Source organism: Trichocoleus sp. DQ-A3 (assembly GCF_039961975.1).
In the GTDB taxonomy this organism is placed as follows: domain Bacteria; phylum Cyanobacteriota; class Cyanobacteriia; order Cyanobacteriales; family FACHB-T130; genus FACHB-T130.
Genome location: NZ_JAMPKC010000001.1, coordinates 124,140 through 138,610, shown reverse-complemented (window position 1 = coordinate 138,610; position 14,471 = coordinate 124,140). Strand labels below are relative to the sequence as shown.

Genomic DNA, 14,471 nt, shown 5'->3' with positions numbered 1-14,471 from the left:
TTCTACAATTAATAAAAGTCAAGCCTCAATCTACCCTTTTTATTAGAAAAAAAGAAGAGATCGCTTCCATTTTCCGGAAAGCGATCGCTTCTAATTAAAATTTGTTCTGACGACAAAAGTTTGTCCAGTTGCAAAAGCAACACTTCAAGTATTTGTTCCTAAACTTCCCCTTCCTCGAAGTTTGGTTTATCAAATATTCCCTTCAGTTTCTACTGGCACTAAAATGTACTTTACCTGCTTATCAGGCCCCTTGACAATCTGAGGTTCAGATGGAGTGGCATCCTCAGATGCACCTTTCAATGCTTCTCCCGCACCTCTGACATTCTCGTTAACATTATCCGCTGCATCCTTGAGTACATCCACTGTACCTTTCACAGTCTCGTTAACATTCTCCGCTGTACCCTTAACTGTGCTAAGGGTATCTTTTACGGTGTAATTAACATCCTGGGTGACGCCCTTAACTTTGTCCCCTACATCGATTACTGTGTCGTTAACGCTGACAGCTACGTTCTTTACACCATCACCTACGCTTCTTACAGTTTGGTTAACACCGTCAGCGGCATTTTTGACTGCATTTCCTGCATTTCTTACAGTCTGGTTTACCCGATCAACGGCACCCTTATTCGCCATAGCGCCAGCTATCGCACCCACCGTAGCACCAATGAATGCTCCAATCGCTATTTTAGTCAAGGCATTATTCATGCCTGTGTCTGCCGGAGGAGTATCATATTCGTGTGGAATTTGCTCAACAAATATTTCATCTTCACCCAAAACTTTGTCATTATCAATCATAAAAATCGTCTCCTTTCTACTTAAATAGATACTGATGATAGCCGCTTGCTTAAATGGGAAAAAGCGATATTCTCTTAACCTAAGCAAATGCGGAAATATCCTTTGCTAACGCTTAGTTCAAACCCAACTAATTACAATTTTATTCTAATTTGCAAGGGTTGTTTTTCAGGGACAATTGATAAAGGTTAGGAGTCATGAATTATGAGTTATCAATTTCCAACTCTTAACTCCTAACTCCTAACCCTTCTATCAATCATTCGCAGTCATCAAGACTTGCTTCTAAATGTCAGCAGTATCTTCATAACGTTGGAAACCAGAACCTTCCCCTTCTTGGAGATAGGTTGCATTAGGATCTAGTGAGGTTTCAGTCTCTGAAAACCTATTTCGATTAACCACATCTTCCTCATCTGGGCCGGAAATATATGCTGTCTGCATATCCATGTCCCTTTCCATGCCGATGTTCGCAGTTGTCGTGACCTGCGGCGTACTGATCACCGGATGCTCTTTAGCTACCTTGACGTTCTGCTCGTAAGATGGCTTGATATCCTCAGCGGCATCCTGAACTGCGTCCAATCCACTGATTGCAGATTGCTTGGCATCCTCAGTTTTATCCTGTAGCTGGTCTGCGGCACCTGCTACAACTTGCTTAGCATTTGAAGCTGTACCCTTTACTGCGTCCAATGTACCTACTACAGCCTGGCTAACACCTTCAGCGGTATCTTGTAATGTGCCGACTACAGCGTAGTTAACGCCTTCAGCTACACTCTTAACCGCTTCGCCAACACCTTTGGCTGTCTGACCAACACCGCCAGCTACAGTCTTTGCTGCTTCGCCAACACCTTTTGCAGTCTGGTTAACACCGCCAGCGATAGTCTTTGTCGCATCGCCAACACCTTTGGCAGCGTGTTTCACACCCTCAGATGTTCTCCTACCAGCTACCAGACCGGCTAGTGTCCCTAAGGTAGCACCGATGAGTCCTCCCATCAGCGCTCTAGATAAGGCTGGATTCATGCTGCTAGATTGTTGTCCAGCATTCATACTGCCGGATTGTTGCCGAGCATTGATGTCGGTAGATTGTTGCCGAGCATTGATGTCGGTGGGTTGTTGCCGAGCATTGATGTCGGTGGGTTGTTGCCGAGCAACAGATTGAGATGTAATCGTAGGGCTGTTTTCTGCTCTTGGTATTCCACTAGGTTGAGTTGTGCTTTCTGTACGAATATAAGGTTGAGCTGTCTCGCTAGAGCCAGCATTTTCGTCACGTCTCTCGAAATTTGGCGTATTATTAGTCATCATTGTCTCTTTTGCCCCCAAGCATCTAAATATCGTTTTGCTGTAGCTCGTTATCTATTGCAACTCTAACGAGCCTCAAGAAGGATTTAACTGAGCTAAAGGCAGACATGACTCAACACCTATTGCATCTGTAGTTGTAGATATGGAATCCCAATCATCGTATATGGCTATACCTTGCTGGGTATTTAAGGATGTCTCCCTTGAGGTCGGTGTAAGTCTATACGTGCGATCGCTAAATTAGCAGTAGCAGTGACTTCAGATCGTTAAGCCGTTTTGGTAGGCAGGAGACGGGGCATTATGACACAGAGCAATCAGCCTTTTGATCGGCATGACGAAAATACTGACCGGATTCCGGCACAGTCCAGCGTTCCTCCAGCAGACACTAGCGGAGATGGCGGTGATGCTGCGTCAGATGCAGCGAATGAAGAGACTGACGCAGCTACAGAAGAGTCTGGTGTTCAGCCAACAGGCACCCGCAGGCGTGTCGCGAATGCTGCTTTAGCTGGAGCAACCTTTGGTGCTGTAGTCAGTGCAGCTGCTGCGGCGTTTACTGGTAAAAGTGTAGGTGAGGGTATTAAAGCGATTGTTGAAGGTGCTGCGGATTTAGTAATAAAAGGTGCTGCTGCGGGTGTTCACCCTACGATTGAAGGTGCAATCGACAGCCTTAAAGGCGCTGCTACGGGTGTTCACCCTACGATTGAAGACCCCTGGGATACGCATAAAGGTCCTGTGGCTGTTCAACCTACTATTGCTATTGAATATGGCAGCGACACGCTTCAAAGTCCTGCTGCGATTGTTCAACCTCCGATTGAAGATGCCAGGGACACACTTCAAAGTCCCGCTGCGATTGTTCAACCTCCGATTGAAGATGCCAGCGACACGCTTCAAAGTCCTGCTGAGCCTGTTAAAACCCCTGTATCTCCCGTTGATTCTATCCCCCAATTAGATCCGCCCCCTGCCGCTAGTGCAACTGCCGCTAGTGCAACTGCCACTGGTGCAACGGGTAGTGTTGCGAATGATGTAATGAACAGCTCTGCTTTAGTGCAACTGTTGCTGAATCAGGTAGGTAGTGAACTAGCAATGAGTTTCTACGAGCAACTACCAGCAATTGTCCTGGCTGAAATTCAACGGTTAAGCACCAACCCCACTCCGGAAGAGCAGCAGCGAATCAGAGACAGCTGGACAAAAGCTTTAGAACCCATCGCTATTGCGATTATCCAATCGGGACAATTATTCAAATCCAATGCTTTGTATCCAACAAATAATTATCCAACAAACAATGGGTATCAGAAGTATACTCATTCAACTGGAGACAAGTTGAATTAATAAATTTATCAATTTGAGGATTTTTGATACAAATATTGGTAGTAAAGTTTTACTATCAATCAAAATTTAAGTTGGAATGCGGCAAAGAAACCCAACTCGATTAAGCATTGGTTGGGTTTCTTTGTTGTTGGGTTTAACCTACTGTTATTGAGAATGCGATCGCTTACTTTTAGCGGTTGCCTTTCTTAGCGTTTTAAACAGTTTGTAGGTGCTTGTTTCAGTTGATTGTGGCGATAAAAACCATTTAAGTTAAGCAAAGCAGAACGATAGCGAACTTTTCTGACATTGTTCCTGCCAGGGCTATTCAGCCTGCCAATTACAGTAGCTCTCGCAACTTTCAAGTAACCCTGATTGTCCCAATTAACTAACCGGGTGCCTGATGAGTTTGGCGGTATATTTTGCCGACCAATATCTCCGACAATTTCTATCGCTTCGCCGCTAACAGTTCTCTTATTAACTACACCGCTAACACAAGCGGTTACTTCGCCCAAAGTTTTGGTATCGTAAAGGTCTCCGACTAGGCGATTTCCTTTTTTACTAAATACATAACAATGACCTAAATCTACACCCTGCTGGTTCCCAGTGCCTGAGGGAGGTTTGCTACAAAATGTGTAATTACCATTCGATAGGCTTTGAATAGACTGAACTGGGGTTGGGGTTGGGGTTGAAGTGCTGGATGCGATCGCTGTAATTTTTAACGGTGTAGCTGCCCAACGTTCATTAGGATAGATTTCTTTTACTTCACCACTGAATGTAATTGCTTTTCCTTCTGCCTTGAAACTATCAGGAAGATTACAAGTTGCATATCTTATACCATCCTGTCCTTCAGTTACGATGACATAAGTTTCACCAACCAGTGTCACTTTACCCTTTTTGTCTTTCACAGTTTCTACGGTTTTTCTATCGTCATAGGTACATGTAGAAGAAAGCTGTGCCAATTTGGAGGGTGATGTCTGTGATACAGTTAGTCGCTGGGTTGATTCTGAAGATTGGGCGATCGCTAGGACGTGTTTCCCAGAGGTGATTGTTCCCAAAAGGGTGAGAAATAAGCTAAAAAATAAAATTGATTTCCGGCTATTACTCATTTTGATTGTTCTCGGTAAACTAATTGTATACAACACCAATGTAGAAAGCGTTTCCGAAAACTCTGAGTTGATTATGTGTCAGTATTTGAACTGACATAGGAAGGCTGGCGAAGCTGCGAATTCTATTTGCTAAGATTATTCTCTTTCATCCTTACTCGTACATCTGTTTATGGTTTGCTAAAAGCTGTAAATATTTCTCATTTATCTTTGCTTGCATCCATTTTTCTTTAAAGATTGCGGCTGATTCAGCTTTTACCGGATCTACTTCATTGGGTAAAATATCTTTCCTTGCTTGAAGCTGTGATTCTTTAGAGGTTTCTTTTTGAGGATTTGACTTAAATTTTCTGCCGCTTTTATGATTGGCATATCTGCGCGATCGCGTATAACCCATTTGTAAAAACTTCCGTGCCATATCCGCGCCAACAAAATCATCTTGTTCTAGGTAATATAGAAACATTTGGTAAATTTTTTCACTCGATTCTCTGGCAATTTCCGGAGTTTTGAAGCGCCAGTAGGGAAGAATTTCTGATTTGTAGGGTTCTACCAAAAGCACCCCCTGCTCGCCCTTACCCACTCGATAAAGTTCGGGAGAAGAGCGAAAATCGATTGCCTTAAAATCTAAAGTGTAATCAAAGGGCATGATAATTTTTATTTTGAATAATAGACTTAAAGAAAAAAGTCTTGCTTCTATCGAAAGTAACGAAAGGAGTCTTTTCTGTCATGCTATCTAGCCCCCAATCCGTCAACACTGCCCTTTCCGCAGGGGATCTGCGGCGAGTCCACCACATTGCCTTAAACGTCCACGATCTGCAAGCTTCCCGCCACTTCTACGGGGGTATCCTGGGTTTGTACGAACTGACGGGTGAAGAAGTGCCGACCACATTGCGATCGCTTGTAGCATCAGGCAAAGTTACCAATTTCGTCACCCCCGATGGTACCGTCCTCGACTTGTTTTGGGAGCCGGATTTGCCACCCCCAGACAATGACCCGCATCGCGCTTTTACCCGCGCCAATCACCTCGCCTTTGACATCGACCCGCAGTTGTTCGAGCGGGCGGTCGAGGTGCTAAAACAAAATCAAGTGCCCATCGATCACGGCCCTGTCAGCCGTCCCACCGGACGAGGCATTTACTTTTACGACCCGGATGGATTCCTGATTGAAATTCGCTGCGATCCAGCAGAAACTAAAAAGGAAAGTATCTAGTGGAGCGTGCAACCAGTGCAGCTAATTAAGGTGATGGAAGAGGCGTTAAACAAGCCTCCGATTCAATATGAACCACACAAGCACACGCTGAAAGCTTGGGCGATGTATTGTCTGAGAGACCGAGGATTTAAAGTGGTTTATGCGGAAAAAGCCGATTTTGCTGTTGAAACTCGTGGCGGCGAGAAGCTCTATTTTAAAGTGGCAAATAGTTCAGAGAATTTAGACGGGAAATCTGGCTGGATAGTATTGGATAGCTCAACGAATAACGTCAGCATAACTGCACCTCAACAATAAGTAAGCGGATGCAATTAAATTGAAGATGTTCGTAGGTTGGGGAGCCACTTGCGTGCGGGGGGTTCCCCCGCATGCAAGTGGTGTTTGAATTGGGAAACCCAACCCCTGCATAGATTTCGCTATCGCTCACCCATCCTATACATCACTAATTTCACTTAGCTTAAGTTGTCCTGATTGTATTGAGATTTACTGCCTTCTCCTGGCGAGAGGAACTACCTTATCTACATCTTGTGTGTAATCAACGACCAAGACACTAAAACACCAAGGCAACAGGCGATCGCTTCCAGAAAAATCTACCTTCGTAGGGAGGTTGAAGGCTAGGCGATCCCTGAGCATAGTATCAGGACTTTAAAATTTTCTATTGTGTCAATTTAAGGAAAAAAACCATGATGGGAACGCTTTTTACCTGGGTAGCTACAGCTCTTAGCCTACTAATTGTTGATTTACTTGTTCCAGGTGTTAATATTGCTACATTTCCTGCTGCTTTAATTGCTGCTGTAGCGATTGGCTTAGTCAATGCTGGAGTTAAGCCGACTCTATCTTTACTATCTATGCCGCTTAACTTTGTCAGCTTAGGAACATTTTCGCTCGTCGTTAACGGGATATGTTTCTGGTTGGCTTCAATTTTGGTTCCCGGATTTAGTATGCATGGGATTTTAGCTTTTCTGTTGGCACCCGTCGTTCTATCTTTTGCAAATACTTTCATCAGCAAATATTTTGCTGAGAGAAATGCGGGTGTACTAACCGGCAGCAGTAGTGACTTAAAAACTCAAGGTTAATCTCTATCCAGAGAAGTAAAATTGATAGGGATTAAAAAAAGGAGGAAAGCTAGATGCTATTCCTCCTTTTTTAGTTTGCAAGCTAGAAAGATGAATGCAGTTTTGTATACCATCTATCCAAACGAAGATAATTCGTTAGGGGGAGGTCTTCAATTACTTGATTTAGGAGAATAAGACTAATAAGAGTTTAAATAAGAAAGTTGAAGTAGTCTCATGAAATTACTCCGGATTCTGGCTGGTCTTCTCGTGCCTCCTTTAGGCATTTTTCTGACAGTTGGTGTTGGCCCAACTTTATTCATCAACATTTTGCTTACGGTTCTGGGTTGGCTTCCCGGTAGTATTCATGCAGTTTGGGTAATCGTGAAGCACGAAGAAAGAATGGCTGGAGGAGAAAACGTATACTAAGCCAAGGTTAGTTAGACGCTTCTATCCCTTGTAGCGGTAGTGGTGGGAGTAGAAGTCTTTCTTGAGTGCTGGTTGCGTGTTAAAACCCTACTGCAAGTTTAAAAATTGAGTTTAAAAAACAGAACCAGCTAAGTCTTAGCTGGTTCTGTTTTAATTAATGGTGAGAATCTTTAGGAGTCCCTGATTTACTCACGGGTTCTTTTTCGCGAATTGCATCTGCTGCTGTTCGTAACAACTCACTCAAGATTTGACGTACCTGACGTTCTTTCTTAGCGATCGCTACCCCAGCATCACCCAGTTTTTCTTCAACCTGCGATCGCTTTTGTTCTACCTGCTGAACCATTATTTCAGCTTGAGGGCGAGAACGGTCGTACCAGTGCTTCGCTTCGTCCAGGTACCCTTTCACGTCCTCGGCGCGTCCCCCGTAACGTGCAGCTAAATTCGCTCGGAGAATCGCTAGTTGAGCTTGCAGTTGAGCATAACGCTCTTTCAGCGATGCGACCTCGTCGCTGTTTTTGAGATTATTAATCGCAGACTCCAGAGCAGTTTTGGTAGAAGGCGAGGTATCTTTACCAGATTCTTCGATGTCTACTAGCAGTTTATCAATCTCTTGCTGGAGTTCATTTTCTTCGTTGTCCAGTTGAGCTTGTAGCTGTTTAACCTCTGCTTGCGTTTTCGCAATATTTCGATGTCTTAGATGGCTAAAGCCTTCAACCGCTCCCTCAATCGTAGCCGTGACTTCTTCTTTGAGTTCGCCACCTTTATCTTGCAAGTTTTCCAGAACCACAGAAACCGCATCTTTAACAATTGAGCGAAGTTCGGTGGAACCTTCCTTAAACTCCGAACCCACCTGAGAGACAGCAGATTGAACAATTTCCCGAATCCGCTCTGCTCTGAGCTGTCCTGTTTCTTTAGCTTGATGGAGATCGGTTGTAATTTGTTCTTTGATTTTATTATTAGGCATTTTCTTCCTCGGTTTGTAGTAGTTGATTTAGATGAAGCTTTAATTAAACTACTTGTACAAGCTTTCCAGCAAAAAAGAGGTTATAATCCGCTTCTTCTATCTTGGCGCGATCGCTTCAAAATCGGTACTTCCTTTAGGTAGAAAACTTCTAATTCTGTATTCGCTAACTAGCGAGCGGGAAAGCAGCAGCGATCGCCCAACCGAAAAACAACGCACTCCCCAGTGCGTAACTCCACACATTATTAAGTTGGCTGCCAGCAAAGGAGAAAATACCCATCGCTAGCGGAAATAGCGGCAGCAACAGGTAAATAAAACCAAGTTTCGGAACCAAGTACACCGCCAAAATAAAGCCGCCTACTAGCAGCACGCTTTGCCACAACCACCACGCCATCCGCGAGAGTACCCCAGCATCCTGTTGCGCCACTCCCGACGCTAGAAACCAAGGAAGGCAAGCCAACGACAGCAAAGGCCAAAGCTTCAGACGTGCTGGAATTAGCCACCATTGCAGCCACACCGACTGTGCCATTGCCCCAAAACCCACCCAAAGCAGTACAAACAGCCCTAAGCCTATCCCCAGCGCCCTGAGTGTAGGACGTTGTAGGCGCAAGAGAATCCCCAGCCAGACGATGCCTGCCACAAAGAACCAAATTCCGATTGCACCGCCGACGAGGACGCCACCCAAGCTGTCAATTTCCCCCATACGACTCAGCAATAGGAGTGAAGCGCTGGCAAGGAAGGAAGCTAAGAGCGAACCTAGCAAGCTTTGGAGCGGATGCACCTTTGCCTTAGGTGTAGTCGCCGGGTCAGCAACAGCAGGGGCAATGGCGAAAAGCAACAACAACCATGCCAACAAATGCAAGGCATACCAAGCCATCCGACGGTCAATATAGTTACTGCTACTCTGAATTCTGAAGGTAGCATCGAGCCACGTTCGGGCAGCTTGGTGGCTGATATTGCGGAGGAGAATGGTGATGTGTTCGGCGTTTGGGATGATAACGAGCGATCGCGCCCTTCCCCCAGCAAAGTTATCGTTTTCTCCTCCTGCCGCCGCCAGCAACCGCTGGGCATTCGTCACAAATCCACCTTCCCAACTCCCGGCTTGTAGCTGAAGATTGCGCGGGATAGAAGGCGTCACTCCCGCACCCGTTGGCGAGACGGCAACCGTTGCCGCAAAGCGGTCGGGATTGCGGATACCCGCCGACATCACCGCACCACTCCCCATTGAGTGCCCCAGCAGCGCCAAGCGGCTGGGATCGACCTCTGGTTGCTTCAACAGGGCAGCATAAGCCACATTCAGGTCTTGCTGAAGTGAATCGCGCTGTAGGGGTGCTGGATTCGCGCCATGTCCGCCGAAATCCCACAGCATCACGGCATACCCCGCGTGCGCCAAAACGTGCGCGTAGCCGAGCATTAACTGCTTAGAACCTGCATAGCCGTGCGCCACCAGGACACCGGGTATTTTCTCAGAACCCTGTGGTGCGACGTACAGCATCGGCAACCCTTTATCTGAGAATGTTCGCGTCACCAATCCAGTCCGCGCCGCCGCCACCCCCCACCAGGAAAGTGCAATCAGCAACAGCGCCACAATTAACGAAAATAAGCGCTTGCGAGTCATATCAATCCTTAACTCCGGAGTTAGGCTTAGGGTGATAACCCTTGATATGATGCATCAGATTGCGTCAGAGCAACTCAGAGTTTTCGCGATCGCAACATCCCCAATATCAATGGAGACTTAAGTTATGTGGCTGGTAACGATTCGCTGTTCGGGCGATGCTTGGAAACGCAATGGGACTACCTGTAAAGCGATCGCAGACAAGTATCAAAGCACTTGTATCTCTTCCAAAAAAACGCCAGATGGTCAGCGCTTCATGGAATACAAGGTTGAAGAGGTCGGAGACGCGGAATCTTTCCAAGACGAGTGTTTAAGTCTTGAAGGATTCACCGCTTCCTTTGAGGCACTTTGACATCAGGCACTTTGAAATCGGTGCTTTTGGTCGATTGTCCAGAATCATTCCCCCAATTCCCACCCGCCGCTTAAGCTTCAAATTAGGAAGTCAAGAAAGAAGCCCAAGCTTATGTTTAAAGTCATCGCCCGTGAATTTTCCCAAGAATTTGAAAGATGGACGGATGCATTAAATACAGCTAAGTCGCTGCAACCGAAATGCAAAGGTCTATTTCAAGACATCCGCATTTTTGATGGAAAAGAACTGGTATGGGTGTACAGCCGTTCTCACACTTATCCTCAATTTGTTGGCGCTGGCACCTATAACAGGTTGGCACGCTTATTTCTTCAGGAAGCGATAGAAGACGAAGAAGTTGAGGGAGAAGACACCGATTCATAAAATAGCGGATTGTCACTGGTTATTAATTTAATAAAAACCGAGGAAAATTCCCTTGAGGAAGCTACTAACCGTCCTACTTCTAACATTCGCTGTGCTAATTGCCTTTCGCGTTTCAGCTTTAGCCGCAGATACTGCTAACGGTGCCAAAATCTTTAGCGTCCAATGTGCAGGTTGTCATCTCAACGGCGGCAATATTATCAGACGCGGGAAGAATCTGAAACTCAAGGCATTAAAACGAAATGGCATGGATAACGTGGATGCGATCGCGTCCATCGTCGCCAATGGCAAAAACAACATGTCGGCATACAAAGACCGCTTAACCGAACAAGAAATCCAAGCTGTTTCCGCTTACGTTCTAGAACAAGCTGAGAAAGACTGGCGTTCTTAACAAGTTGCTAGTTACTGACACCTGACTAAAAAACCAAAAATTACTGTTGAGGGTGCTTTATGTCCGGATCGCAGCCAAAGCAAACCACAATTTTTAACAGCTTTGCTGACTGGTGTTTGCACAAAGATAGCCTCTATCCAGCAGCAAGGCATACGGTTGAGGTGTTGTTGCAGAAAGCTGGCACTTCTGACTGTAATCAAGCGAATCGGATACTATCAAGCTGCAATGAGCTACATCTCTACAACAATCAAACTACCGACTTGAGTCCGCTTTCTGGGTTAACCAACCTTACCCAATTGAATCTCTATAACACTCGAATTACAGACTTGAGTGCGCTTTCTGGGTTAATCAACCTTACCCAACTGTATCTAAATGACAATCGAATTATCGACTTAAGTGGGCTTTCTAGGTTAACTAACCTCACTCAACTGTATCTCATTAATCAAATTACAGACTTGAGTGCGCTTTCTGGGTTAACCAACCTCACTCACCTGCATCTCTACAACGGTATCTACCTGTATCCAAATAACAATCAAATTAGCGACTGGAGTCCGCTCTCTAGGTTAATCAACCTCACTCACCTGCATCTAAATAACAATCAAATTACCGACTTAAGTCCCTTTTCTGGGTTAACCAACCTCACCCGTCTGAATCTCCACACCAATCAAATTACCGACTTGAGTGCGCTTTCTGGGTTAACCAACCTCACTCACCTGCATCTCCACACCAATCAAATTACCGACTTAAGTCCCCTTTCTGAGTTAACCAACCTCACCCACCTGCATCTCTACAACAATCAAATTACCGACTTAAGTCCCCTTTCTGAGTTAACCAACCTTACCCAACTGTATATAAATAACAATCAAATTATCGACTTAAGTCCCCTTTCTGAGTTAACCAACCTTACCCAATTGAATCTCGGTAGCAATCAAATTACCGGCTTGAGTGGGCTTTCTAGGTTAATCAACCTCACCCAACTGTATCTAGGTAACAATCAAATTACTGACTTGAGTAGCCTATCTGGGTTAACCAACCTCACCCGCCTGAATCTCGGTGGCAATCAAATTACTGACTTGAGTAGCCTATCTGGGTTAACCAACCTCACCGAACTGTATCTTCAAGCCAATCCAATTTCCAATCTAAGTTTGTTGCGATCGCTTCAACAGAAGTGGCACGCTTTGTTAACACAGCCGATCGATCGTCAAAAAGTCACAGAAACAATAAAATCAACCTACGCAGTTATTGGTCAAGAAGAACCTGAAATCATTTTTTGCAGTAGTCCACTTACTGGTGTTGAGCGGTTACGCGAATACCAGCAGTTGGGAGTTTCACTCGCACAGTCACTATCCCAATTAGCTAGGAAATCGCTGAGTTTAGGAATCTGGACAGCTTTGCAGCAAGAGATCAACTTTCAACTAGGAAGAACGATCGAGAATAACCTAACACAACATTTGTTGCAATATTACCAACCATTGAGTGCCATTATCCCTGAAGATTTGGTTGCGATTATCAGCATCAGCCAATACTGTGTCTCTATCGGTTGGGTGCTGGAGCAGAAGTCACAGGAAGCACTTGAATGCTTGAACCAGCTTTTCGAGCAATGCGGCTGGATTTTCCCGTTTGAGAAGGTTTGTATTGTATGCGATCGCCCGACTAAACTCTCCCTCGACAGCCAAAACCGCCTCCACGCCGAAGGTGAACCCGCGATTCAGTTTGCTGATGGATGGCATACGGGATATTATTATAACGGTGTAAAGTTGCCTGAAAAATATGGCAAACTGCATCCCCATCAATGGCAGGCACAATGGATTTTAGAAGAAGACAACGCTGAATTGCGTCGAATATTAATTCAAGGAATTGGCTATGCACGAATCTGTCAAGAATTACAAGCAACTGAATTAGATTCCTGGCAAGAATACACTTTGCTAAAACTTGATGCTGATATTGATGGTTTTCAACGTAATGCTTTTGATGATGATGCTCCTCAAAAAGAGCCTATTCACTTGATAAAAATGACTTGTCCTAGCACTGGTTTCATTCATGCTATGCGAGTGCCGCCGGATATTACATCGGCTCGTGCAGCGATTCGCTGGATTAATTGGGACATCGATCCAGAAGAATTTTCCGTGCAAACCTGAATAGTAAGTTTTAGAGTAATTAACCACAGATAAACACTGATAAATTATCTTGCGTTTCTTTGGGGTTTAATTTTGAAAAGGTTGATTTTTAGCGCTACTTACTTAAATAAAATACAGACCTAACCCCTAGCCCTTTACCTACTAGGGAAACTACCGTGTATACATAAGTCTTCTTGAACTTGCAAGTCCCGTTTTGATCCCCCCAACCCCCCTTAAAAAGGGGGGCAATCAAGTCAAAGTCCCCCTTTTTAAGGGGGATTTAGGGGGATCAATTAACGTTTTGCCAATTAATGAAAGATGTGTATACACCGTAGACTAGGGAAGAGGGAAAGACCCTCTCCTCGTAGGAGAGCGGTTTGGGGAGAGGTTAAGTTTGTGTATCGCATCCAACTTCTGGCACTATAGGCAATAATTTTATCTATACATAACAAAGCGTCAACATGAATTTACCAGAATCAAGTAGATTACAATTTACTCCAGATTTGAATATCTGCCGCATACTCAATGGAATGTGGCAAGTGTCAGGCGCACATGGAAGAATTGACTCAAAAGCCGCAATCCAAAATATGTTTGATTACATGGATGCAGGCTTCACGACTTGGGATTTAGCCGACCATTATGGCCCCGCTGAGGACTTTATTGGAGAGTTCCGGAGGCAATTGGTAGCAAGTCGTGGTGAAGAGGCGCTGTCTAACTTGCAAGCTTTCACAAAATGGGTGCCAAGACCCACTAAAATGACGCGCAAGTTGGTAGAAGATAACATTAATATTTCCCTAAAAAGAATGGGAGTTGATTCCTTAGACTTGATGCAGTTTCATTGGTGGGATTATCGCGATAAAAACTACTTAGATGCGCTCAAGTACATGGTGGAACTCCAAGAGGAGGGAAAAATCAAGCATCTAGCTTTGACAAATTTTGATACAGAACGTCTGAAAATTATTACCGAAGCAGGTATCAAAATTGTGTCCAATCAGGTGCAATTTTCTCTGATTGACCAGCGTCCTTTAGTGAATATGGTGCAATTTTGTCAAGAGAATGACATTCAGCTTTTTGCTTACGGGACACTCTGCGGCGGCTTGCTGTCAGAAAAGTACCTGGGACAACCAGAACCGCGAGCAGGAGAACTGAAGACGGCTAGCTTGCGAAAATACAAGAATATGGTAGATGCGTGGGGTGGCTGGAATTTATTTCAAGAGTTACTTTCTGTCCTCCAAGAGATTGCCCAGAAGTACGGGGTAAATATCTCTAATGTGGCGGTGCGTTATATTCTAGAGCAGCCAGCAGTCGCGGGTGCAATCGTCGGCGCACGGTTAGGGGTGTCGGAACATATTGAAGACAATGCCAGGGTGTTTAATTTGATACTGGATGCAGAGGATGATCGGCGAATTGATGCGATCGCTCAACAATCGCGCGATCTCTACCAGCTTATCGGTGACTGCGGCGACGAGTACCGACGATAAGCCGC

General features: G+C 45.0%; 16 protein-coding genes. 10 read left to right on the top strand and 6 right to left on the bottom strand.

Annotated elements, in window-relative coordinates; translation table 11 throughout:
* Positions 1–189 precede the first annotated feature (189 nt).
* Positions 190–792, bottom strand: coding sequence for a hypothetical protein (locus NDI44_RS00595; protein ID WP_190410094.1), 603 nt, complete (start codon positions 790–792; stop codon positions 190–192).
* A 279-nt stretch (positions 793–1,071) separates the two neighbouring features.
* Positions 1,072–2,085 carry a hypothetical protein gene (locus NDI44_RS00590; RefSeq protein WP_190410093.1) on the bottom strand — a complete coding sequence of 338 codons (1,014 nt, stop codon included), beginning with the start codon at positions 2,083–2,085 and terminating at the stop codon, positions 1,072–1,074.
* A gap of 294 nt (positions 2,086–2,379) precedes the next feature.
* On the opposite strand from NDI44_RS00590, the gene NDI44_RS00585 reads away from it, so the two are divergent.
* Complete coding sequence (locus NDI44_RS00585) at positions 2,380–3,408, top strand: hypothetical protein (protein ID WP_190410092.1); 1,029 nt, start codon at positions 2,380–2,382, stop codon at positions 3,406–3,408.
* A 185-nt stretch (positions 3,409–3,593) separates the two neighbouring features.
* On the opposite strand, the gene NDI44_RS00580 is transcribed toward NDI44_RS00585, so the two are convergent.
* Both NDI44_RS00580 and NDI44_RS00575 read right to left on the bottom strand, forming a co-directional pair.
* A complete protein-coding gene (locus NDI44_RS00580) occupies positions 3,594–4,493 on the bottom strand; it encodes a hypothetical protein (protein WP_190410091.1) in 900 nt (299 codons plus the stop codon).
* A gap of 151 nt (positions 4,494–4,644) precedes the next feature.
* Positions 4,645–5,133: a DUF4385 domain-containing protein gene (locus NDI44_RS00575; RefSeq protein ID WP_190410090.1), complete on the bottom strand. Its 489-nt coding sequence runs from the start codon at positions 5,131–5,133 to the stop codon at positions 4,645–4,647.
* 80 nt (positions 5,134–5,213) lie between these two features.
* Here NDI44_RS00575 and NDI44_RS00570 point away from each other — a divergent pair, with 80 nt between their 5' ends.
* The 4 genes from NDI44_RS00570 (at position 5,214) to NDI44_RS00555 (ending at position 7,174) form a co-directional block, all read left to right on the top strand.
* Positions 5,214–5,696, top strand: a complete 483-nt coding sequence (locus tag NDI44_RS00570; protein ID WP_190410089.1) for a VOC family protein — start codon at positions 5,214–5,216, stop codon at positions 5,694–5,696.
* A gap of 15 nt (positions 5,697–5,711) precedes the next feature.
* Entirely contained in the window at positions 5,712–5,990 is a 279-nt protein-coding gene (locus tag NDI44_RS00565) for a hypothetical protein (RefSeq protein ID WP_190410088.1), read from the top strand.
* Between the two features lie 386 nt (positions 5,991–6,376).
* Positions 6,377–6,769: a phage holin family protein gene (locus tag NDI44_RS00560; RefSeq protein ID WP_190410086.1), complete on the top strand. Its 393-nt coding sequence runs from the start codon at positions 6,377–6,379 to the stop codon at positions 6,767–6,769.
* Between the two features lie 213 nt (positions 6,770–6,982).
* The gene (locus tag NDI44_RS00555) at positions 6,983–7,174 is read left to right on the top strand and encodes a YqaE/Pmp3 family membrane protein (RefSeq protein WP_190410085.1); all 192 of its coding nucleotides are present in this window, start codon (positions 6,983–6,985) and stop codon (positions 7,172–7,174) included.
* A gap of 154 nt (positions 7,175–7,328) precedes the next feature.
* Here the strand turns inward: NDI44_RS00555 and NDI44_RS00550 are convergent, their stop codons facing one another.
* Together NDI44_RS00550 and NDI44_RS00545 are read right to left on the bottom strand one after the other, a co-directional pair.
* A complete protein-coding gene (locus NDI44_RS00550) occupies positions 7,329–8,138 on the bottom strand; it encodes a histidine kinase (RefSeq protein ID WP_190410084.1) in 810 nt (269 codons plus the stop codon).
* A 163-nt stretch (positions 8,139–8,301) separates the two neighbouring features.
* Entirely contained in the window at positions 8,302–9,753 is a 1,452-nt protein-coding gene (locus tag NDI44_RS00545; protein ID WP_190410083.1) for an alpha/beta fold hydrolase, read from the bottom strand.
* Positions 9,754–9,877: 124 nt separating this feature from the next.
* Between NDI44_RS00545 and NDI44_RS00540 the strand changes: the two genes are divergently transcribed.
* The 5 genes from NDI44_RS00540 to NDI44_RS00520 all read left to right on the top strand — a co-directional run bounded on the left by NDI44_RS00540 (position 9,878) and on the right by NDI44_RS00520 (position 14,466).
* Positions 9,878–10,102 (top strand): hypothetical protein, encoded by a 225-nt coding sequence (locus NDI44_RS00540; RefSeq protein WP_190410082.1) that lies wholly within the window; start codon positions 9,878–9,880, stop codon positions 10,100–10,102.
* 111 nt (positions 10,103–10,213) lie between these two features.
* Complete coding sequence (locus NDI44_RS00535) at positions 10,214–10,480, top strand: hypothetical protein (protein WP_190410081.1); 267 nt, start codon at positions 10,214–10,216, stop codon at positions 10,478–10,480.
* Between the two features lie 52 nt (positions 10,481–10,532).
* Positions 10,533–10,868: a cytochrome c6 PetJ gene (gene petJ / locus NDI44_RS00530; RefSeq protein ID WP_190410080.1), complete on the top strand. Its 336-nt coding sequence runs from the start codon at positions 10,533–10,535 to the stop codon at positions 10,866–10,868.
* Positions 10,869–10,927: 59 nt separating this feature from the next.
* Entirely contained in the window at positions 10,928–13,006 is a 2,079-nt protein-coding gene (locus NDI44_RS00525) for a leucine-rich repeat domain-containing protein (RefSeq protein WP_190410079.1), read from the top strand.
* A gap of 440 nt (positions 13,007–13,446) precedes the next feature.
* Entirely contained in the window at positions 13,447–14,466 is a 1,020-nt protein-coding gene (locus tag NDI44_RS00520) for an aldo/keto reductase (RefSeq protein ID WP_190410078.1), read from the top strand.
* Positions 14,467–14,471: the final 5 nt, after the last annotated feature.

What these genes read in the sequence shown, in the direction of transcription:
- NDI44_RS00595 (WP_190410094.1), bottom strand. Translation starts at nt 792, where the DNA reads ATGATTGATAATGACAAAGTTTTGGGTGAAGATGAAATATTTGTTGAG.
- NDI44_RS00590 (WP_190410093.1), bottom strand. Translation starts at nt 2,085, where the DNA reads ATGATGACTAATAATACGCCAAATTTCGAGAGACGTGACGAAAATGCT.
- NDI44_RS00585 (WP_190410092.1), top strand. Translation starts at nt 2,380, where the DNA reads ATGACACAGAGCAATCAGCCTTTTGATCGGCATGACGAAAATACTGAC.
- NDI44_RS00580 (WP_190410091.1), bottom strand. Translation starts at nt 4,493, where the DNA reads ATGAGTAATAGCCGGAAATCAATTTTATTTTTTAGCTTATTTCTCACC.
- NDI44_RS00575 (WP_190410090.1), bottom strand. Translation starts at nt 5,133, where the DNA reads ATGCCCTTTGATTACACTTTAGATTTTAAGGCAATCGATTTTCGCTCT.
- NDI44_RS00570 (WP_190410089.1), top strand. Translation starts at nt 5,214, where the DNA reads ATGCTATCTAGCCCCCAATCCGTCAACACTGCCCTTTCCGCAGGGGAT.
- NDI44_RS00560 (WP_190410086.1), top strand. Translation starts at nt 6,377, where the DNA reads ATGATGGGAACGCTTTTTACCTGGGTAGCTACAGCTCTTAGCCTACTA.
- NDI44_RS00555 (WP_190410085.1), top strand. Translation starts at nt 6,983, where the DNA reads ATGAAATTACTCCGGATTCTGGCTGGTCTTCTCGTGCCTCCTTTAGGC.
- NDI44_RS00550 (WP_190410084.1), bottom strand. Translation starts at nt 8,138, where the DNA reads ATGCCTAATAATAAAATCAAAGAACAAATTACAACCGATCTCCATCAA.
- NDI44_RS00545 (WP_190410083.1), bottom strand. Translation starts at nt 9,753, where the DNA reads ATGACTCGCAAGCGCTTATTTTCGTTAATTGTGGCGCTGTTGCTGATT.
- NDI44_RS00540 (WP_190410082.1), top strand. Translation starts at nt 9,878, where the DNA reads ATGTGGCTGGTAACGATTCGCTGTTCGGGCGATGCTTGGAAACGCAAT.
- NDI44_RS00535 (WP_190410081.1), top strand. Translation starts at nt 10,214, where the DNA reads ATGTTTAAAGTCATCGCCCGTGAATTTTCCCAAGAATTTGAAAGATGG.
- NDI44_RS00525 (WP_190410079.1), top strand. Translation starts at nt 10,928, where the DNA reads ATGTCCGGATCGCAGCCAAAGCAAACCACAATTTTTAACAGCTTTGCT.
- NDI44_RS00520 (WP_190410078.1), top strand. Translation starts at nt 13,447, where the DNA reads ATGAATTTACCAGAATCAAGTAGATTACAATTTACTCCAGATTTGAAT.